The sequence below is a fragment of the Mastigocoleus testarum BC008 genome (genome assembly GCF_001456025.1).
Classification (GTDB): Bacteria; Cyanobacteriota; Cyanobacteriia; order Cyanobacteriales; family Nostocaceae; genus Mastigocoleus; species Mastigocoleus testarum.
This window is the reverse complement of record NZ_LMTZ01000066.1, coordinates 103,949-125,877: the sequence shown is the minus strand read 5'-3', so window position 1 is coordinate 125,877 and position 21,929 is coordinate 103,949. Positions and strand designations below refer to the sequence as shown.

Genomic DNA, 21,929 nt, shown 5'->3' with positions numbered 1-21,929 from the left:
CTAATTTTTTAGCGAGTTCCCCTAAGTAATTCTTACTGTAACTGTTGCTGTATTCTGTCACTCAAAGGATTATGTTTTGAAGCTAGACGCGCCCTACCTGCAGCAGCCCACTCCCGTAATTTTTCAATTTGTTCTTGGGCTGTTCTTGCTAAGGGAATAATTTGAGAAGCAGCTTCTAAAATGTCATCGGTGGTAAAGTCTCGATTCTGACTAAAGCCAATATGCATTGCTTCAATTAAAGTTTGCTCGATTTCGGCTCCAGAAAAATCAGGAGTTTCATAGGCTAATCTTTCAATGTCATAATTTTTGATGTTATGAGGACGTAAGCGAGTTAAATGTACTTCATAAATTGCTTTGCGTTCTTCCTGAATTGGTAAACCGACAAAAAATATCTCATCAAATCTTCCCTTACGCAATATTTCCGGTGGTAAAGCTTGGATATCGTTAGCGGTGGCAACAACAAATACAGGTGAGGTTTTTTCTGCTAACCAAGTAATAAATGTTCCAAATACTCGGCTAGTAGTTCCCGCATCTCCTTTACTACCAAGTCCAGAAAATGCTTTATCTATTTCATCTATCCACAAAATACAAGGAGCAAGGGCTTCAGCTACCTGGATCATCTGTCGCGTCCGGGATTCCGATTCACCGACTAATCCAGCAAACAAACGTCCGACATCCAAGCGTAAAAGTGGTAAATGCCAATGGTGGGCGATCGCCTTTGCAGTTAAAGATTTACCAGTTCCTTGAATTCCGATTAATAGCAAACCACGGGGATGGGGTAAACCATATTGTCGGGCTTTTTCACTAAATGCTCCACCCCGGCGCAATAACCAATCTTTAAGGTTATCTAAACCACCAATATCAGAAATTTGTTCTGTGGCAGGAATGAAATCCAAAATTTGGGTTTGGCGAATGGTTTGGCGCTTTTCAGCTAATACTAATTCCACATCTTCTGGTTGTAATTCTCCGTGGGATGCGATCGCCCGTGCTAAAACTCTACGAATACGCTCCATAGATAAACCCTGACAAGAGCTTACCAAGTCATCCAAAAACTTCGCAGACAGAGAAGTACCAGTTGAAGCTAACAGACGTTCGATCTCAGTTTTTATTTCTGTCTTGGCTGGTAATGGAAAATCCACCACTGTCAAAACTTCCATCAAATCATCAGGAATATTAATGCGCGGCGACAACAGCACAATATTTTTCGGTTGTGACTTAAGAAGGCGGGCAAAATTACGTAGTTTGCGCGCAATCGCTACATCTTCTAAAAATCGGTGATAGTCCCGCAAAATAAACACCGCTGGTGCATTTGGAGATAACTTTTCTACTAATTCCAAAGCTTGTAATGGGTTACGCCGCCCAAAACCTTGGTCATTGGGATTACCCTGGTAACCATCAACAAAATCCCAGATATAAATCGGGCGATTACCTTGATTGGTCGCTTCTTCCCGAATAGCAGCTTCCACCCGTTCCTCTTCATAGGTAGCAATGTAAAGCAAAGGATAACGGGCGCGTAGCAGAAGTTTAAACTCGTCACGGAAGCTCATACTTTAGATCTTAAAAGATTGGTTATTTCTTTTATTGTTAAGGTTTATATTGCGTCTTACAACTCACATTTAATAGATACTTTGATTTTTTTCGGCACTGCTAGAAACCGTAATAGCAGTATCATAAATATTTGAAGCGTATAAAAAGCGCAGCGTAAATTACTTATGTGGAAAGAAAATATTCTCAAGACCACCGACGGTCAAATATTGTGGTGCGATCATGGTACTGGAAAATCCCTTATTTTCTTCCATTTACCGAAAGTTTTACTTCCCGTTTTCACTGTATTTTATACGACCAACGGGGCTCAGGTGGTTCTGCATTGCAGGGTAATATCGAACTCTGCTTTATTAATGAGTGCGGTCACATACCGTAGTTAGAAAAACCTAACAAGGTAAAACAACTGTCGTTGCTCAATAGAGAATGCTAATCAAGAAATTAAGTTATTAAAACATTAATTTTTCCTAGATATTTGCACCAAAAGCATTACACACTGACCAACGCCAAACAACTTATATATTACACCAATAAAAGTTTATGCAATTGTATTACTCAGTAAAAAGCTAAAACCCTTGGTCTATCAATAAAAACTCATCATAATTAGGTAGCGTTATCACGCATATTTTGAATTTACCTGGGTTTGTACTGAGAGGTGCAAAATATGAGACAAGCAATAATGAAATTTCTTGACCCTGAAAGCTAACTAAATTTAAATAATGTCATCACATAGGTGTTGATCGTCCCGTTCCAACTCTGCATCAGTTTTCAAATAATCTTAGATCCAATTGCAAAGATGCTGTATGTAATAGTCACTGGTACACTTTTGGCTTCCCTTGCATCCGCCATCAAGAAGCGACCATTCACTCAACAGGATATGGTCCCTCATCAAATATGACCGAGTGATAGCCCTTCGAATCTATAACTCTAGCAAGCGGGCTTCGCGGATCGGTTCCCTTTCTCAGATGGCTCAACACATGAGTGAAATTGTATTTTGGTTCCCACTTTAGGTCTTTTCGCGCCTTGGAGTTGATATAGACTCGATCAATCCCTTGGAACATCTTCCATCCATAGCGTTGGTAAATTTGCTCGTACTCAGGAACTCGTTTTCGCAACACGCGCGGTGCATTGGTTCGCAGTTCAGTAAGGTCTTCGGTCAAGAAGGGCGTAGTTGCACTGATAATGTATTTCCCAAAACCGATTGATGAGGCGTTTTCGCTGGCCAAAAGGTGCGCACTAACGACATCTTCCAAATCGACACGTCGAAAAAGAAACTCATTAGCTTTCGCATTTTGGTCGTCATAAGATTGGCGCTGAACCCTGTCATCATCTTCTTCTGGGAAGAATCGAGACGTGCGAAGAACAACGCAATTAAGACCCCGTTTCCTATAGAAAAGGTGACAAAGGTCTTCTGCCGCCGTCTTCGTAACACCATATATGTTCCTGGGAATCGGGGTTACTTCCTCTGTAACCCAAACAGCTGGTGTTCCCAGTGGGAGTCTGAGGGCGTTACCAAATACGCTCGTTGTGCTGGTAAACACAAATGATGCCACTCCACAGGCGGCAGCTTCCTCCAGCAAAACCAAAGTTCCATGAATATTCGTCTCGACAAACTCTTGCATGCTGTGAGTGGCAACATGAGGCTTGTGCAACGTTGCGGCATGATAGACAGTACCCACACCTTTCATACAAATTCTGACGCATTCGCGATCGAAGATCGATCCAACCACCGTCGTAAACGGTGATGGCTTAATATCCAGACTGACGACCTCATGATTAGCGTCGTGCAATGTACGAACTAGCGCCTCGCCTAGATGCCCAGAACTGCCAGTGACAAGGATTTTCATACCCATAAGTTTAATTGAACAATGCAGATGAGAACTAATATATTCAATGTCATATGAGATTCTTTTAGCTTCTAGCAATGCCGTAACGCGCTGAACAAATTAGTTAAAATATAGCTAAATCAGTCAATAAGCTTAGACTATTGCAACTAAATATTTTTTTGCAACACAACCAACTTTATATAGTTTGCTTGACAATATTTAGTAAAAATGTATTGTTTTTATTTAATAATGTCATCGCATAAGTGTCTATCTTTCTGTTCCAATTCTGCATTAGTTTTCAAATAATCTTCGATCCAATTGCAGACGTGCTGTAATACAGGTTCAATTTGAAGAAATTTGTCTAAATCCCATAAAATTACTTTATTATCGTTACCTGCAGAAGCAAGTCTTTTTCCATCTGGGCTAAAAGAAATTCCATTAATTCCATCATTATGTCCTTTAAGAGTTCTTACCAAAGAACCATCTAATTTCCACAGTTTAATAGTGGCATCTCCACTTGCAGAAGCAATCATATCTTTTGTGGGATGAAAAGCAACTGCTCTAACTCGACCCGTATGACCCCTAAAAGTTTTGATTACTTTCCCATGAAGATTCCATAGCTTGAGGGTTTTGTCCTCACTTGCAGATACAATTAATTTACCATCAGGACTAAAGGCAACATCATCTATACCCCTGGTATGACCTTCAAGGGTACGGAGTAATTGACCGTCAATGCTCCAAATTTTGACAGTATGATCGCCACTTGCTGAAGCTAGTAATTTGCCATCAGGACTAAAAGTTACTTCTTCTACCCTAGCCCTATGTGCTAACAAAGTTTTTAGCAAAGTACCATCAGGTTTCCAAAGTTTTATAGTCTGATCGTCGGAAGCGCTAGCAATAATTTCCCCATCGGGGCTAAAAGCTACACCTTCAACTTCATTCCTATGATCTTTTAGGCTTAATAAGAAGTAATATCTATTATCTTCACGATCAAATTTCCATAGCCCAACAGTATTGTCTTCAGATGCAGAAGCAATTAATTTGCCATCAGGGCTAAAAGCAACATCCTCAACTTTATCACTGTGGCCTCCAAGTTTATTTTTATCTTCTTCTAAAACCATAATCAGTTTTCCTTGGGAAGTCCAAAGTTTTATGGTTTTGTCATCAGAAGCTGAGGCAATAATCCGATCTATTCCTTCTGGAGATCTGATCTTAACAGGACTGAATTCTACGCTTTCGATTTCATCGTTATGTCCAGCCAATATTGTTAGTAAAGTCTCGTTTGGTCGCCAAATTTCTATTCTACTGTCTTCAGAAGCTGAAGCAATAGCTTTTCCGTCAGGACTAAAAGCAACAGATCTCACCTCTTCATTATGCACTTCTAGGCTGCGGAGCAAACTTCCATTAAGTTTCCAGAGTTTAACAGTGTGATCGTCGGATGCTGAAGCAATAGTTTTACCATCCGAACTAAAGGCGAGACCGTCAACTCCTGCTTCATGCTTGTTAAAGGTATATATCTCTTTGCCATCGGTTTGCCATAGTTTAACAGTATTATCATCGGAAGATGAGGCAATAATATTACCATTGGGGCTGAAAACAACTCTATTAACACCAGAGTTATGACCTTTAAGGGTTTTTAATAAAGTACCGTCAATTTTCCAGACTTTGATCGTACCATCTCCACTAGCCGAAGCAATAAGCTGACAATTAGGACTAAAATTTACTCCCCTAACTTGATCGGTATGTCCTTCTAAAGTTCTCAATAAAGTACCATCAGTTTCCCAGATCTTCGCAGTATTGTCATCTGAACCTGAAACAATGAGTTCACATTTTTTACCAAAAGCAACACTGTTAACTCCAGCGTTATGACCTTTGAAAGTGTTCAGTAAAGTCCCATTTGTCTGCCAAAGTTTGACCGTTCCGTCCTGACTTGCAGAAACAATGTATTTCCCGTTGGGACTAAAAGCAATTCCTCTAACCCAATCACCATGACCTTCAAAGGTTTTAATTAGGGTACCATCCATTTGCCAGAGCTTGATGGTTTGATCTCGACTCGCCGATGCAAGGAATTTACCATCAGGACTAAAAGCAACGTCATAAACTGCACCTGTATGTCCAGACAAGATATTTTTCTCTTTTACCTGGTATGCTGCCTGTAAAAGTACTTCTTCTACCTGATTCTGAAGTTTTTTATCTTTCCAATATAAACCTTTCAATTTTTGCCTTGCTCTTAAGGCTTCGATCGCAGCATCTAAACTTCGATTCAAAGCAAAGGATTCCTCTGAAGAAGCAATTATTGCTTTAATTTCGTTAACTAGTGCTCTATGGAACTGAAAGAAAGCTACCATTCCCAACGTAGCAGAGACAGCTAATGCAGTGCTTACTGAAGTTAATAAAATTCTCTGTAATTTAGAAACTTCTCGCTGCTTTGCCAATCGCGCCTCAGCTTCTTGAGTGCGAGCCATTTCAATTTTTTGAACTTCCCGATTGTTTACTACATGGCTAGCAGCTAAATACTGATAATCTAAATAATTCAAACTATGTTCGTTTGACCAAGCTTGGGCTTCTTCTAGAGATAAACCTCGTAATAATTGTGACTCATCTTTGCGTTCGGAATTTAACCAAGCTTTCAATGATTCGGAATAAGGTCTGAGTTTTGCTAATTGTTTTTCTACCCAGTTTCTATCAAATACTTCTTCGTAGATGCGGTTATAAATTTTTATTCGCCCGTTGTGTCTTTTAACTAATCCACTAAGTAATAATTCGACTTGTTCGTCAATTGCTTCATTTGCTGATATCGAATCTAGGTCTATGATTTGCTGATAAAGTCCTAATAGGCGTCCAGTTTTTTTAGTATTGACTTGGAAGCGATCGCTAATAGTACGTAAATGAGGTGGCTCATCTTTAGATGCCCACTGATCGGTAATATAATTTTTAACCAGTTCAGAAATTGAAATGATATTGGGAGTACCTATTTTTTGGGCATAGTACTTAACAGTTAGGCGGCATAGTTTCTGAGTTAGAAATGGCTGTCCGCCAGTCCAAGCTAATATGTTTTTGAGCACTTCTTGAGGATTTTTTACTTTCCCCACCAAACCCCTAATTAATGGTTGGGCTTCTTCAAAAGTAAATCCACCTAGTTCAATCGCCCGACCAATATTGAAAGGAGCTCTACTTTTGTTGGCAATTAAATCTGAAGGTGTTGCAACTCCCAACAAGGTGAAAGTGATAATTTTATTTTGAACACAAGCACGGATCAGTGCAAAAAAATCGTCGGTGTTGAAAGGTAGGCTTAAAGTACTATCAATCTCATCGATAAAAATTACTATTGGTTGTGGAATTAGAGTAGGTAGAACATCTTCCAAAAACTCACCCAAAGAACTGACTGGCGAAATATATTGACGTTTTTCCAACCATTTACGCAAATTGAACTTTTGACTCAGTCCTAAGCTACGAACTAAAGATAGGGTTATATCGGCATACCATTGTTTCTCGGTTGTATTATGACTACCAAGACCAGACAAATCAACAACACCACAAGCAACACCATCATTCATTAACCTCTGGGTTACTCGCACTTGCAAACTGGATTTACCTATTTGACGACAATTGAGTACATAGCAAAACTCTTTAGCTTTTAAAGCTTGGTAAAGTTCTTTATCAGCTTTTCGTATTACATAGCTCGGAGCATCAATTGGTAAACGCCCACCTACTTGATATTGGTAATTTGTTAACTTTTCGGTCGCCATTAGTTCAAGGTGAGTTCAATTAAATAGCACTACAAAGTCGAGCCAAAATAGACCGCGACTTGGTATCAGCAAAAAATTTAAATAAACCCCCTTATAAGGGAAGATTATCATTATTTGGTTTGTCCAGTAATCTTTTTGTGAAGCGTTGTGCTTATGAGTCGCAAATTAAATTTCAATGGTTTAGCTCGATTTCTAAGTTCTAATATGCTGACGGAAATACTGCCGATACAGTTCGCACCTAGATATTACAGCATTACCTAGAAGAGATACTAAGCCTATACTATTTAATTTGAAAGCTAGCATTTGTTCCAATTCTACAGGTCCCGTACATTTTAGAACCTGTTCGTAGGCTGAAATTAATTCCATATCCTCTTGGAGGTATCCTAAAAGTTGACGTAGATGACTGCGATAAATGCCTGATTCTGTCGCTGCAGATTTTACAAGATAATCCCAGGTTATATGTCTTAATGCCAAGTTGTACAAGGTTAGGCGAACTAAAAAAGGGTGACCGCCCAACAATTGCATAAACTGCTTTAGCCTTTGTGGTGATAATTCTAAATTATGTAACCGAGCAAGCTTATAGACTTGTTCGGATTTGAATGTCTGTAATTCAATTGCAACTCCTACATTAAAAGGAGATTTATTGGTGTCTAAAGGAATGTAAACTTCTGTAGAATGGATAATAATTAATCGTAAGTTGCGCCACACCTCACTCCCTTGGGTTCCGTAGGAAGCTTCCTCATACCAAGAACGCAGCATGCTGAAAAAATCATCAGCAACTTCCAAGTGACGAAATACTTCATCAACTCGATCCAGGGCTAACACAAGAGGTCTTTTTAGGGCTGGTAATAAAAATTCTTGAAAGTAATGGGTACAGTTGCTTTTACTCCCATAAATTGAACTCCAATGATGCTCGAGTTGATATTGCTCTCCTTCCAAACCCAATTGGTGAGCGATCGCGCTACAAAACCACTTCAATAAGCGATCCAAATCAGTAAAAACTTTGGCGTCAGCTTTTTGGAAACTTAATGCAACCGTGTAGTACCCAAATTGTCTAGATTTTTCCAGAATCCTCACCATCAATGAGGTTTTACCCATTTCTAATGGTGCTTTTATTCGCAGCAAAGCCCCCGGTTGTAAAATTGTTTCGTAGCACAGCGATTCACCAGGAACGCGTTCTATATAAAATGGGGAGTTTAAAGGTACTATACCTTTAGGAAATTCTAGTTCTCTTTTTTCATGTGTCGGTACTAGTCTATTTTGAAACTGTTGCCTGAGAACTGAACGAAAGTTATTTTTGGTGATTTTCTCCCCAAAAGCATTAGATAACTTTTGCCATAATTGAGAACCAACACTCCGAATGTAATCAGCATCATAACCACAAGTGTTAGCAATTTCTTGGTAAGTATTTCCTTCCCAACATTTACGGAATACTTGTTCCTGAACAACGCTTAAACGGTCGGGGTGAAAAACTTCGTCTAGAATAGATAACGTATCTTCTATAGTCATTATAATTTAACGCTATTTTATAAAAAGCGGAAAAATTCGACAGTTACTTTTAGCTGCAATCAATGAGAAAAGTCGTATTCTGATTTGCAACTATAAAAGTGAAATACTATGTACTTAAGAACCCTTGATTTCTTAATCGAACTGCTATATTTGAGTCAAGTAAAGGCTTATAAAATCAGTATTTTGACTTGTTATTATACAAATATATACATATTAGACAAAAAGAAATAGCCGAAAGCGACAATTTATGTCTTACCAAAGGGTAGCTGTTTCTCTGGGAGGTCGAAATTACCATTCATGTGAGTTATTTTTCACTTAGCAAACAACATGTAATACTAGCAAAAAATTACAGACATTGAACTAATTTATGTAGTATTAAACCCGAATAAGTAAATACTTCAATAAATGTCAAGCATTTTGCATAAAATAGACAAATTTTAATTGAAGATAGTTGAGGTATCTTTATATTTCCTCGCTTTCGGGGATAACGAATCAAAGGTATTTAGCTCTTAAATCTTTATTGAAAATAAATAACAATAAAAATTAATAAATTCCCTTCAATATCTATTGTTGATATTGAAAGGATCTTATAGCAGATAGCAGGTAAGTAAGGTATAGATAAATAGCTAAAATTTAGGCGTAAAGCTTATTCCATTCTTAACTCCTGTATTCTGCTCTTTATCTGGTCCAAGGAATTTGTCGCATCTTAGTCAAAGCTTTTACTAATGCCTGCTGTTTTTGCATCGTATTCTGCAAGTTATCAGTTTGCTTATCGAATTCTTGTTGTAGTTGATATTCTTGAACTGCAAAGGCAAATTGTTTACTAATTTCGCGGGCTAAGTCAATTTCTTTTGCACTCCATTCACAAGATAGAGTCTTAGTGGTATCTCGCCAAGCATTAAGAGATTGGCGAGGGTATAATTGTCTTTGATCTGATTCAAACTCTCCCGCCCAAAAAGTTTCTCGCTCTAATTTGTTGCGAAAAATACTTAAATATCCCAATAAGTGCTGACGATACTGGAGTGGAATCATTAAGAGACTACAGACTTGAGAACCTTGAAAAGCAACCTGCAAAAAGCGTAATTCGTGAACTTGATATATATCTGAAATTGCCCAAATATCATAATCACCAGATTTATAATATTCTTGCCAAACACTATACTGTTCCATCAATTGGTATTTTGCTAGTTTTGGCATTACAGGCTGTTTACCATGGGTATAAAGCTTGAGACTGTCGCTGGAATTTTCCAGACAGTCTATAAAGCTGTCAATTTTGTTTCCCTCACTTTTTTTAGCAATACAAAGCCTACCTCCAGAACCACCAAATGCAACAATAGCTTGCGCCAAAGCAGCTTGTAATTCTACCGTAGATAATGAATGCAATAGAGTAACGACATGCTTGATACTATTTTCTCTAAGATTTCTCTCTGGTACTTGGGAGAGAAGAGTATTTTGAGCAATTGCTACTGAAATTTGCTCAACAACCATTTGAACCAATTCCAGATCTGCTTCTGAAATCAAACGTGGTTTACTGTGGTGACATGCTAATAAACCCCAGAGTTTTCCATCATATAAAATAGGTAAGACAACAGATGATTTGACACCGATGGCTGTCAAATACTCCAAATGACATGGGTCTACTGCACGATAGCAAATTTCTTCAGAAAGGATCTCTGCCGTTTCCAAATCATATAGTGCGCTTTGAGCAATTTCTTTAGTGTCAACATTCACAATTGACCGCACTCGTACCTTAAGATATAACTCACGAGTTTCAGCAGGAATTTCATCACCAGGAAAATGTAATCCCAGCATAGATGGTAAACCATCATCATTTACAGATTCAGCAATTACCTCACCGCTTCCATCCAGGTTAAACTTACAGACTTTTACCCTATCAATTCCCAGGAATAAACGCAGATCTGCAGCAGCAGCGGTCAAAATGACTTTTAATTCTAACTTTTGACGGATATATTTTGTTATCTGACGTAATACAGTTGTCTCATTGATATTACTATGCATTTCCTAAATTCAGTTTAAGTTGATTTAATGTTTAAATTTGCATTTAAAGAGTATTTTTTTAAATTTTTTAACGTTAGAGTTTTTGGTTCTTAATTCGTAAAATAATCAGAATATTCAACCAAATACTTCATAAGTTATAACTGGATAACTTATAATTTCAAAACTTAAAACTATTTCCAAGAAATTATTCCATATTGAGCAAGCGATATTAATAGAAGAATATCTAAGTAGTGATTATTTGACAAATTTAGGGAGAAATAATTTATAGAAATATAGTTTTTCAGTATATATTATGCTTGATTCTATATTTTTTTCTCCGATAGCACAATCATAGTTATAAACGCATTAAAATCTACCATGAATCGATTCAATGACAAACAATGACAAAGTTTTTGCCTCTATCCATTACATGCTTGTAAGTATTTAAAATCATGTAAATTCAAACAATATAACTTCTAACCACATACATTAAGCATGTGGTAATTTATCTATGTTTAACCATTGCAAAATATTTTCGGGGACTTCTTCGAAATGTTCTAGCAAGAAATCCATTAAAGCAAGGTGAAGTAAATCATTTTTTGTTGGGTAGTGCTTATCAGAATTACTTCTAAACCAATTTCTTACAGTAGAATCAGAGCGATCGCAAATTTGAGCAATATCTTTATAAGTAACACCCCATTTTGTGTAGAACTGCTTTGGTGTCATGCCAAAATCCCAGTTTTTATAAAGTGAAATTAGACGCTGTTCTCTCGTGGTGATCTTACGTATCATAGATGTTGCTTTTACTTCAGAATTTTTTTTGTTTCCCAGAGGATATATTCTCATATCTATCTCGTATTTTTGGAACACTCAATCAGTAAACTAAATATTTAAAGTTAAATCTGTGATAAAAAGTATGTCTTTGAAGTAAGGAAATATGGGAAATTGTGAGGAATTGATATTACATAATCACACAGCTACTCAGAATTTTGTCGCAACTGGTTTTAAAATAAGACCTCATTTAAATACAAGAATTTTTGATACTTTTAAAGACCCCACTATAGAAATTAAATATCAGCTGGTTTGATTGCCGTGTTCTTCAGCGTGAAATATCCACAATACTTGCAAAATAGAAGATAAATCTTAAGCAATACCCACATAATTTATTTAAATTAAAACAAGTTAATCACAAAAATGCCGAAAATTTACGGAGTATTTTAAGTAGCATTATAGGCTATGTTTTGAACAAGATTATAAATGATTACATATTTGTGATGTTGTTAGTAGTGATGTCGAGTAATTACTAATCGGTATTAAATTTATCTACTATTCATAACCTATTAGTAACTACTTATAAGAAGAAATGAAAAACCGAAATAATGAATTCAGTCACCTTACAGCAATAGAAAGGACTAAATTATCATTTCCTGCAAACTTTTTATTAAGAAAACAACTACTAAAAGGTAGAATTTTGGACTTTGGCTGTGGCTTTGGAAATGATGTAAAGCTCTTAAAAGCAAAAGGATTGGATATAATTGGGTACGATCCATACTATTTTTCTCAATACCCCTATGGTAAATTTGACACAATAATTTGTTGTTATGTTTTGAATGTTTTATTCCCTGAAGAACAAGCGAATGTTTTAATGGAAGTATCACATTTATTAAAACCTGGAGGTAAAGCTTACTACGCGGTGAGGAGAGATATTATCAAAGAAGGTTTTCGAGAACATTATGTCCATAAAAAACCAACCTACCAATGTATCGTTAAGCTTCCCTTTAAGACTGTATATTTAAATGATAATTGTGAGTTTTATGAATATACTCACTACAATCAACAAATTAATTCATCAGAACGCTGTATATTTTGTAATCCGCATAAAAATCTCAAACTATTGACCGAATCTGCCACAGCTTATGCAATGTATGATGGTTATCCTGCAAGTAAAGGTCACGTTTTAGTTATTCCTAAACGACATATAAGTAACTATTTTGACTTAGCCTTTAAAGAGCAAGCTGCTTGTTGGTTGATGGTAAATAAAGTGCAAGCATTGATCGCTAAAGAATTTGCACCTGATGGATTTAATGTGGGAATGAATATCAATCGGGATGCGGGACAAAATGTTATGCATGCCGGGATTCATATTATTCCGCGTTATAAGAGTGATGTTACCGGTGCTAAAGGTGGAATTAGAAGTGTGATTCCAAGACGTAGCATGGCATTAAAATAAGCACTAACATACAAGTACTAACATACATGTAGCAATACTTGTATGATGCTGCAACAACTTCTGTTGCCATTTTTCAAGTTATTGAAAATAATATTCTCCAATAGAATCAAAAAATTCGAAATTAGCATTTCCCATAGAGTATTTATACATTACAGATTTTCAGCTGGTGCATTTTACTCCAGCTTGAATAGTAACTAATGTACTTGGAAGTGCCATATGCTGCTAACAGCCTTACCACGATTAAACTTGAGATCTTTGATGGTAATAAGGGGATTTATTTCCCTTTGGATGAATCTTAATCAAGTCGAATCTGTATTCGATATTGTGGAGGGAATGCGATATAACAATGCGACTAAATTAGCCGCAAATTACCTCAAGACAAAACCAGAAGTTGAGGAAATAATCAACGAACGTTATGTCGGAGCAACACCAAATCTAGATGTTTTGCTGGAATATCCGGAAGAATCTTTAGGTTATATATATGCTTCTCATATGAAGAAATTAGGTTTTACACCGGGTTCCTATCGTAAGATAAAAATTGAAGATGACATCAGCTATATTCTTTTTCGCATGAGGCAAACTCATGATATCTGGCATGTAGTAACAGGATTTGATACAAGTCAGATGGGAGAATTAGGAATTCAATCATTTAGTCTTGCTCAAACCCGTTTACCTATGCCAGTGATATTATTAGCTGGAGGATTGTTTAGAACTATTTTTCAAAGTCCAGAATTACTTGGAACTTTGTTAGAACAGCTTACTTCTGGGTATACGATGGGCTCTAAAGTGAAACCATTATTTGCTCAAAAGTGGGAAGCAAATTGGGAGAAGCCTTTGTCTCAGTGGAGAGAAGAACTAGGTATTAATTTATTACATACTTGCGTTTCTGACTAAATAACTTGTTAGTGAATAATCCCTATTAGTATTAACTAGACTCGGCTTTTATTGAATTTTGAGAAAGTCTTAACAATAAATTAGATAGTGTCAGCAATAAAGATTTAAATTTTATAAACTTAAATCTTGTAGTCATAAATTTATCAGATGAAATTATAAATTTATACAAATAATTCTCACTATATCCTTGAATATGCTCAAAAATATTCAAAGTGATTTAACCGAGCTTATTTTTCTATGCCCTACCGAATGTCACGGCGTGCTTACGCTGAAACCTATGGTCCCACAGTCGGCGACCGCGTCCGACTTGCTGATACAGAATTATTTATCGAAGTCGAACGAGATTTCACTCAATACGGTGAAGAAGTAAAATTTGGTGGCGGTAAAGTAATTCGCGATGGAATGGGACAATCTCCCATCTCTAACAGTGATGGTGCTGTTGATATGGTAATAACTAATGCTTTAATTCTCGATTGGTGGGGTATCGTTAAAGCAGATATTGGCATTAAAGACGGCAAAATATTTAAAATTGGTAAAGCTGGAAATCCTTATATTCAAGATAATGTAGATATTATTATTGGTCCCGGAACCGAAGCTGTAGCTGGTGAAGGAATGATTCTGACAGCTGGTGGTATTGATTCCCACATTCACTTTATTTGTCCCCAACAAATCGAAGTTGCGATCGCATCTGGAATTACTACAATGTTGGGTGGCGGTACAGGTCCTGCGACTGGCACAAATGCTACTACTTGTACCCCAGGTCCTAATAATATTTACCGAATGCTGCAAGCTGCTGATGCTTTTCCAGTTAACTTAGGGTTTTTGGGTAAAGGTAATAGCAGTCAACCTCAGGGATTAGTCGAACAATTGCAAGCCGGAGCGATGGGCTTAAAACTGCATGAGGACTGGGGAACTACTCCTGCTGCGATCGATACTTGTTTGAGTGTTGCTGATAAATATGATGTTCAAGTTGCAATTCACACTGATACTCTCAACGAAGCAGGTTTTGTAGAAAATACCATCGCTGCTTTCAAAAACCGGGTCATTCACACTTATCATACTGAAGGTGCAGGGGGCGGACACGCACCAGATATCATTAAGGTTTGTGGGGAAGCTAATGTTTTGCCATCTTCTACTAATCCTACCCGTCCTTATACTTTAAATACTTTAGACGAACATCTGGATATGTTGATGGTGTGTCATCACCTCGACCCTGCAATTCCAGAAGATGTTGCTTTTGCTGAATCCCGCATTCGTAGAGAAACCATAGCTGCAGAAGATATTTTGCACGATCTCGGAGCCTTTAGCATGATTGCTTCTGATTCTCAGGCAATGGGACGTGTTGGTGAAGTCATAATTCGTACTTGGCAGACAGCCCATAAAATGAAAGTTCAGAGGGGTAATTTATCTAAAATTCCTCAAGGAGAAGAACAAAGAGCAGATAATTTTCGGGCAAAAAGATATGTAGCTAAGTATACAATTAATCCGGCGATCGCTCACGGCATTTCTGAGTATGTGGGCTCGGTGGAAGAAGGGAAATTAGCTGATTTATGTTTGTGGCGTCCGGCTTTTTTCGGGGTGAAACCGGAGATAGTTATTAAGGGTGGATTTATCGCATGGTCGCAGATGGGGGATGCAAATGCAAGTATTCCCACACCACAACCCGTTCACATGCAACCAATGTTTGGTAGTTTTGCAGGAGCGCGTCACGCGACTTCATTGACTTTCATTTCCCAAATTTCCCTGGAAAGGGGAATTCCTAGTCAACTTGGTCTACAAAAGAAAGCGATCGCAGTTTCTGGAACTCGTAACTTGAGCAAGAGGGATATGAAGTTAAATGATGCCTTACCTAATATCGAAGTCGATCCAGAAACCTATGAAGTAAAAGCAGATGGTGAATTATTAACCTGCGAACCCGCTACAGTTGTCCCCATGGCACAGAGGTATTTTTTGTTTTGAAGTATTTTATATTTGCAAGTGTGACTAATAGAACTCCTAAAATCCTCAGATAAAATCAAGATCGGGATTTTGAGCCATAATCTCAGAAATTTCGTCACTTTCAGACACTTCTCGATCAAAAATCTCTTTAAGAAATTTATGATATGCCTTGTAAACGCGCGTAGAACCATCATCATCAGTGACGATAAAAAAGGGTGCAGCTTCTACGTTATATTTTGACGCTAAAGCAAATCCTTCACTTGATGGTTCGCGCTCGTCAGCAACTATAATTTCATTAATTTGGTCAATTAATCCCAAATCTTTTAGTTCTTTGAGGACTTTGGCAGACTTAGGACAATCGTTACCATTCAATGTTATCTTTTTGACGATTGTAATATGCATAGTATGTAGTAAGTAGTTATTTGGGATTTTGTTAATGTAGCTATTTTAATTTTGAATAAGTTTTAAGTAATATCTACTTAGTTACTTTTCGAGCTAGAGTATTCAAAGCATTCTCAATTCTTTGAACAGCTTCTTCACCACAATTCTTAAACTTATGGCGGAAAGATAGATATTTTGGACTGTTATAGCCAAGCCATACTTGCCCTTTTTCATCTTCCCAAATAAGTGCTTTTTGTGGTAGATCTATTGCTGCGCTTTGATTGCACTGCATTAAAGGCGTACCGGCTTTAGGATTACCAAATATGATTAACCGAGTTGGGCGTAGCTTTTGCTTTACAGATTCTGCTCCTGCTTGGTGGTCAACTTTTGCAACAATGTTTAAACCTTGCTCTTTGGCAAAAGATTCAAAGCGCTGGGCTGTTTCTGGAACACTGTAGATACTTTTGAATCTTAGTATCCCATCTTTTTTATTATTACTGATTATAGGACTTGCGTAAGCAGGAGTAATAAATATGCCGCATGCCAAAATAGTTAAGAAAAGTTTTTTCATAATTTTTTGAAATCAATTATAAATTTTGAAATCAATTATAAATTTTTGAAATAAAATGCAAATAGAATTGTTGATTCCAGTTAAACAATCTACCTATTTGGGTAATATACTACTTTTCCATGAGGTTTTATCGTGTTAGAAATGGCTAATTTAAACTAGGTTAATACAAACACGTGAAACCCGAAAATAATACTCAAATAGTACTACTAATTTTGGTAGCTCTTAACATAATTTCTACAACGCTGCACTACACGGATAATGCTATCTTTGTCGAGCAATACCCCGAACCCGAATGGTTTACGACAGTAGGAGTTTTTGCCACTCTGATTCTTATGACACCTTTTGGATTATTGGGTTATTGGCTATATCGGAAAGGACTTTTTTGGTGGTCTTACCTGTGTCTGGGTTTTTATTCCATTACTAGCGTTTCCAGTCCGGGACACTACCTGTATCCAATGGTAATTCCAATGTCGGTCAAGATGCATTTGTTGATTTGGTGTGATGCGATCGCTGGATTATCTCTAATTGGTTTTATTATCTGGTCTGGATTATTTCTACAAGAATGGCAAAAAGGCAAAAAATTGAAATTTAATCAACAAAATAAGTAGTGGTAATTGGTAAATGGTAATTGGTAATTGGTAATTACTTTTCCGATTACCTATTACCCATTACCAATCTTGAAAGATTAATTATTCTGTGCTGTATTCATCGAGTGGAAACCACATTCTTTCATTGTTGCTTCTTCCCACCACCAACGACCTTGACGTTCGTGTTGATGTGGTAAAACAGTTCTCGTACAGGGTTCGCAACCAATACTAACAAAACCTTTGTCATGTAGCTGGTTGTAAGGAACATTGTTAGCTTCAATATATTGCCAAACTTGCTTTGAAGTCCAATTAGCTAACGGATTGAATTTAATTAGAGTACGTTCTGCAGTCGAAAAAGCTGAGTCAATCTGAATTACAGGAACGCTTGCACGAGTGGCAGGGTTTTGATCTCTGCGTTGACCTGTAATCCAAGCATCGAGATGGGCTAGTTTGCGGCGTAGTGGACGCACTTTACGAATACCGCAGCATTCTTTGTGACCATCCTCATAAAAACTAAATAATCCTTTCTCTCTGACTAGATTTTCGACTTCTGTTGAATCGGGGAAAATTACATCTATTTTAATGCGATATTGCTTTCTTACCCTGTCGATAAATTTGTAGGTTTCCGAATGCAGACGACCTGTGTCGATGGAAAATACTTGAATATCTTTTTTGATTTTAGATGCCATATCAACCAGAACAACATCTTCCGCACCGCTGAAAGATATGGAAATATTGTCAAACTGCTCTAGAGCGAAGGCGAGAATTTCTTGCGGACTTTTTGTCGCATATTCTGCTTCAAGTTTGCTAATATCGGCTGATTTAATTAAACTCTCTTTAAGATCGGTCAAAATCCCCTCCTTATTATACCGAGTCATGCACAACTGCATTTAAAGATATAAGTTACTCTTTAAGTGATTGACATTTGAATTCAAACTTTGCGATCGCAAATTGTCTGAGCCCCAACTTTTGGCATTCAAAAACTTTTGAGTCGTATCCTCTATCCTAAACTGTTACGAGCACTACAAAAATATATAAGTGGCAAATGACTTGAAATCCTAATAAAATTTGGGCTTTAAGATGTAGGTCGAAAAGCAAAAATGAAGCTAGTATCAAATCCTATGGCGTTGATGGTGTTTTAGGGAGCTTTTCGGATTCGGAAGATGTCTTAGAGATCCATTCCGGTTCTGATTTGTCCGGGTTAAAAGTATCAGTATTCGAGCTTAATTTTTAACTTATTGAAGTTTAAAACACAACTCAGCCTGTGAAAATTTGAGTGTTTCCAGAAACTAACTCTAATAAATTGCCTGCTAAGAAATAACTCAACTAGAATAGTGATCGTTAAACTAAGGGGAAACAACATGGAAGCGACAAAGGTTGTTCGCTCAAAAACCTACAAAAAATTAGAGGAACGCCTGCGTAGTTTAGTCGGAAAAGCTATCCGCGATTACAATATGATCGAAGATGGTGACAAAGTTATGGTATGCCTTTCTGGCGGCAAAGATTCCTACACAATGCTCGACATATTGCTGAGTCTTCAACGTCGCGCTCCCATAAATTTTGATATTCTGGCGGTAAATTTAGATCAAAAGCAACCAGGATTTCCCCAACATGTTTTACCAGAGTATTTGCAATCTTTGGGTGTAGAGTACCGAATAATTGAAGAAGATACTTACAGCATCGTTACAGAAGTGATTCCTCCAGGAAAAACCATGTGTGGTTTATGTTCGCGCTTGCGCAGAGGAATTCTTTACCGAGTTGCTAATCAAGAAGGTGCAACAAAAATTGCTTTGGGACATCATCGAGATGATATTGTCGAAACTTTATTTTTAAATATGTTTCATGCAGGTAAGCTTAAAGCTATGCCTCCCAAACTCCTAAGTGATGACAAACAAAATGTGATTATTCGACCTTTAGCATATTGTCCGGAGCATGATATCCAGAAATATGCAGAGATTAAGGAGTTTCCGATTATTCCATGTAACCTTTGTGGTTCTCAAGAGAATTTACAAAGAGCGCAAATAAAGCAAATGCTTCAGGCTTGGGAACAAGCATATCCTGGAAGAATTGACAGTTTATTCCGCAGCACACAAAATGTCACGCCTTCCCATCTTGCAGATACTCAGTTATTTGATTTTTCAGGCTTAAGCCAAGAATAAAGATGAGAATTTAATAACCTGTAATTCTGAAATTTGGAATGGTGCGTTACGCGATGCTAACAGCACCCTACTTTTGTACTTTATTTAATCCACATTCCTAACTCAAAACTACAGTTTAATTTTTACTGACTGACAATGTCTTTGATTGTTCTTAAAGCTGAGATTATCGCCCCTTGAATCCAGCCCTGATCCAGAGAGCAATGTTCGCCAGCAAAAAACAATTTTCCTTCTGGAGCAATAGTGTCTTCATAATATCGGACAAAATCTCCAGGATTCATAAAACAAAATGCTCCTCCAGCCCAGTCATATTCATCCCAAAACATTGAAGCGCTATCATCGACCATACCCTCTTCCATTATTTCTGGATGAAAATTAGCGATTGTATTCTTCACAACTTCTTCTCTTTTTTTATGGGGTAAAGTACCTAATCTTCTTGCATCTGCACCCCAAGAATAACTTCCAAGTAAGACTCCAGGACCTTTACTAACATCCTTATCAATGACTTCTCGGTCGTATCGGACAAATGACGTATGTAATCCTTTAGTTTTACTCATTTTACGAACCGCCATAGGTCTAAAATTATCTGACGGATAATAGATGGAACGATTAATTAAATCTGTTTGCGAACCTCCACCAATAATTTTGTACTTACTTTCCCAAAATCTTTCCCTGCAGTGAAGTAATACTTTGATGGAAGAAGCATAACTCAAATTTCTGATGGCTCTATTTTTAGCTTCACTCAATCCAATTAGTTTAATTCTTCTTAAAACAGCAAAAGGAATAGTGCAGATTACATAATCACAATCAATTGATTGTATGTCACTTTTATCTTTAGTGTTCCTGAGAACAACTTGAATTTTTTCCTGCTGTTTCTCGAGAGAAATTACTTCACGACCATAGTTAATGTTTACATTGTCCTGTAGCTTAGAAGCTAAAGTAGTGGGTAATAAGTCCAGACCTCCAACTATTTCGTCCAACAGTCCAGTTTGATTTGACTCTCGAGGCTCCTGAGAAATTTCATCGCGAAGAAACATCGTTACAGCTTTGTCCCACCAAACTTCTAACGCAGTAATAGCACCAATTAAATCTAAAGCATCTTGACTATTAACAAATCTTCTGAGGAAATCACCTAGTGATAACTGGTCGAGTTCTTGTATTCTGCTGGTTATTGGACCCTTAGCAAACAATGCTTCTAAGTCTTCTGATTTAGACTTTATTTCCTCAAGCAAAGAGGCAAATGGAGTACCAAGTAGTACCAGTAGATTTTCATCGTTGGCGATCGCTCTCTTGACTATTTCTTTCTCTCCAAGAGTTAAATTCAACTTCGGAATTAACTCCTCTAAAGCTTTCTTATGTTGGCTCTTGATTCCTTTGATGTAATAGAAAGCGTCATCTTCGTCGTGATCGTTAACAAATCTACGGAAGTCTAACTTACATACATCCTTTGCATAATATCTAGTATGGTCATGAGCTTCGGGAATTCTCATCGCACCGAATTCGTGATATTGACCATCAGCAAATCTTTTTGTCCAAACCCTACCACCGACTCTATTACTAGCTTCATAGATCGTTACTTCGTGACCTAGTTTAGACAATTCATAAGCAGAAACTAAACCAGCCATTCCTGCACCAAGTATGACTATTTTTTTGCGTGGTTTTCCATAGTCAATACTGTCAATCTCGTGCAGTTTACTTTTAATTGGTTCAAAGATGGTGTCCATGGTTAAAGATACTTAATGAATAAATAATGCTGAGTTAGAAATTTCAACGAAAAATCAGATATTGAGTAATTACAAAATGATTTCCTCTACTTTGTAAATAAAGGTACTGAAGCAGAAACAAGAGTATTATTTGATGAATAGTGTGACGGTCTTTATATTTGTTATGAAGTTAATATATTTTCCGAATACTCCAGTTCCAACACTAAAGCTAGATAATTATTTTCACTCGGCTATTGACAAATGAACTAATTTCTGAAATTTACTAAGTGCAAATCAAATAAACTTATGCACTTTCTCTTACATGTATCAGGATTTACGCAACTTTCGCAGTACGCCCCTTAGCAAATAGTGCTTATGTACTATATTAAAAGTGTGTTTCATTGGATTCACCCAAATTAATAACAATAATTCAGGACTTACGCGCAGACAACCTAAATACAGTCATTGCAACGGTAGGTTAGCAAAGCATTTCCGCAAGGAAATAGCATTCACTGTAGGTGTGGTTCATCTCAAACCAATGACCTTGCGGTCACGCTATAGCTATAGCTGCGCTACCTGCGGAGCCGCTACCTTACGGATCCGCTAATGAAAATTCGTAAATGATGCGTAACTTCTAGATATTTTGAAACTAGCGAAAATGATAATCTTACAATCATTCGTTGGATATATCCCAGATCCTAAGATTTATAAAGAAGTTACTACAACTGATAATCTACGGTGTACGTTAAATTTTAAAGCAATAAAAGGTATTAACACTCTTATTGACTATAAATAAGCAGCAATCAAGTATATAAGTTATATCGGAGGACGGTGGAAATAACCCC

At 37.2% G+C, this 21,929-nt stretch carries 16 protein-coding genes; 6 read left to right on the top strand and 10 right to left on the bottom strand.

Features of this window, described 5'->3' with window-relative positions; genetic code table 11:
* Positions 1–32: 32 nt before the first annotated feature.
* Positions 33–1,547 carry an AAA family ATPase gene (locus BC008_RS11285; protein ID WP_027843316.1) on the bottom strand — a complete coding sequence of 505 codons (1,515 nt, stop codon included), beginning with the start codon at positions 1,545–1,547 and terminating at the stop codon, positions 33–35.
* 167 nt (positions 1,548–1,714) lie between these two features.
* Here BC008_RS11285 and BC008_RS48220 point away from each other — a divergent pair, with 167 nt between their 5' ends.
* Positions 1,715–1,921, top strand: coding sequence for a hypothetical protein (locus tag BC008_RS48220; protein ID WP_153009567.1), 207 nt, complete (start codon positions 1,715–1,717; stop codon positions 1,919–1,921).
* A gap of 484 nt (positions 1,922–2,405) precedes the next feature.
* Here the strand turns inward: BC008_RS48220 and BC008_RS11280 are convergent, their stop codons facing one another.
* The 5 genes from BC008_RS11280 to BC008_RS11260 all read right to left on the bottom strand — a co-directional run bounded on the left by BC008_RS11280 (position 2,406) and on the right by BC008_RS11260 (position 11,470).
* Positions 2,406–3,389 carry an NAD-dependent epimerase/dehydratase family protein gene (locus tag BC008_RS11280; protein WP_027843315.1) on the bottom strand — a complete coding sequence of 328 codons (984 nt, stop codon included), beginning with the start codon at positions 3,387–3,389 and terminating at the stop codon, positions 2,406–2,408.
* Between the two features lie 218 nt (positions 3,390–3,607).
* On the bottom strand, positions 3,608–7,117 hold the full coding sequence (locus tag BC008_RS11275; RefSeq protein ID WP_027843314.1) for a WD40 domain-containing protein: 3,510 nt from the start codon (positions 7,115–7,117) through the stop codon (positions 3,608–3,610).
* Between the two features lie 192 nt (positions 7,118–7,309).
* Positions 7,310–8,626 carry an AAA-like domain-containing protein gene (locus tag BC008_RS11270; protein ID WP_027843313.1) on the bottom strand — a complete coding sequence of 439 codons (1,317 nt, stop codon included), beginning with the start codon at positions 8,624–8,626 and terminating at the stop codon, positions 7,310–7,312.
* Positions 8,627–9,304: 678 nt separating this feature from the next.
* On the bottom strand, positions 9,305–10,645 hold the full coding sequence (locus tag BC008_RS11265; RefSeq protein ID WP_058183545.1) for a GAF domain-containing protein: 1,341 nt from the start codon (positions 10,643–10,645) through the stop codon (positions 9,305–9,307).
* Positions 10,646–11,113: 468 nt separating this feature from the next.
* The gene (locus BC008_RS11260; RefSeq protein ID WP_235595855.1) at positions 11,114–11,470 is read right to left on the bottom strand and encodes a helix-turn-helix domain-containing protein; all 357 of its coding nucleotides are present in this window, start codon (positions 11,468–11,470) and stop codon (positions 11,114–11,116) included.
* A gap of 517 nt (positions 11,471–11,987) precedes the next feature.
* On the opposite strand from BC008_RS11260, the gene BC008_RS11255 reads away from it, so the two are divergent.
* The 3 genes from BC008_RS11255 (at position 11,988) to ureC (ending at position 15,707) form a co-directional block, all read left to right on the top strand.
* Entirely contained in the window at positions 11,988–12,854 is an 867-nt protein-coding gene (locus tag BC008_RS11255; RefSeq protein ID WP_027843311.1) for an HIT family protein, read from the top strand.
* 216 nt (positions 12,855–13,070) lie between these two features.
* Positions 13,071–13,748 (top strand): Coq4 family protein, encoded by a 678-nt coding sequence (locus BC008_RS11250; protein WP_027843310.1) that lies wholly within the window; start codon positions 13,071–13,073, stop codon positions 13,746–13,748.
* A 237-nt stretch (positions 13,749–13,985) separates the two neighbouring features.
* Positions 13,986–15,707 (top strand): urease subunit alpha, encoded by a 1,722-nt coding sequence (ureC, locus tag BC008_RS11245; RefSeq protein ID WP_027843309.1) that lies wholly within the window; start codon positions 13,986–13,988, stop codon positions 15,705–15,707.
* Positions 15,708–15,752: 45 nt separating this feature from the next.
* Here ureC and BC008_RS11240 read toward each other — a convergent pair whose 3' ends face one another.
* Together BC008_RS11240 and BC008_RS11235 are read right to left on the bottom strand one after the other, a co-directional pair.
* Positions 15,753–16,088 (bottom strand): hypothetical protein, encoded by a 336-nt coding sequence (locus BC008_RS11240; RefSeq protein WP_027843308.1) that lies wholly within the window; start codon positions 16,086–16,088, stop codon positions 15,753–15,755.
* A 73-nt stretch (positions 16,089–16,161) separates the two neighbouring features.
* Complete coding sequence (locus BC008_RS11235) at positions 16,162–16,638, bottom strand: DUF302 domain-containing protein (RefSeq protein ID WP_027843307.1); 477 nt, start codon at positions 16,636–16,638, stop codon at positions 16,162–16,164.
* Between the two features lie 173 nt (positions 16,639–16,811).
* On the opposite strand from BC008_RS11235, the gene BC008_RS11230 reads away from it, so the two are divergent.
* Positions 16,812–17,246, top strand: a complete 435-nt coding sequence (locus tag BC008_RS11230; protein WP_027843306.1) for a hypothetical protein — start codon at positions 16,812–16,814, stop codon at positions 17,244–17,246.
* A 77-nt stretch (positions 17,247–17,323) separates the two neighbouring features.
* On the opposite strand, the gene BC008_RS11225 is transcribed toward BC008_RS11230, so the two are convergent.
* A complete protein-coding gene (locus BC008_RS11225; RefSeq protein ID WP_235595854.1) occupies positions 17,324–18,076 on the bottom strand; it encodes a phosphoadenylyl-sulfate reductase in 753 nt (250 codons plus the stop codon).
* 510 nt (positions 18,077–18,586) lie between these two features.
* On the opposite strand from BC008_RS11225, the gene ttcA reads away from it, so the two are divergent.
* The gene (gene ttcA, locus BC008_RS11220; protein WP_027843304.1) at positions 18,587–19,384 is read left to right on the top strand and encodes a tRNA 2-thiocytidine(32) synthetase TtcA; all 798 of its coding nucleotides are present in this window, start codon (positions 18,587–18,589) and stop codon (positions 19,382–19,384) included.
* Positions 19,385–19,506: 122 nt separating this feature from the next.
* Here the strand turns inward: ttcA and BC008_RS11215 are convergent, their stop codons facing one another.
* A complete protein-coding gene (locus tag BC008_RS11215; RefSeq protein WP_027846050.1) occupies positions 19,507–21,105 on the bottom strand; it encodes a flavin monoamine oxidase family protein in 1,599 nt (532 codons plus the stop codon).
* Positions 21,106–21,929: the final 824 nt, after the last annotated feature.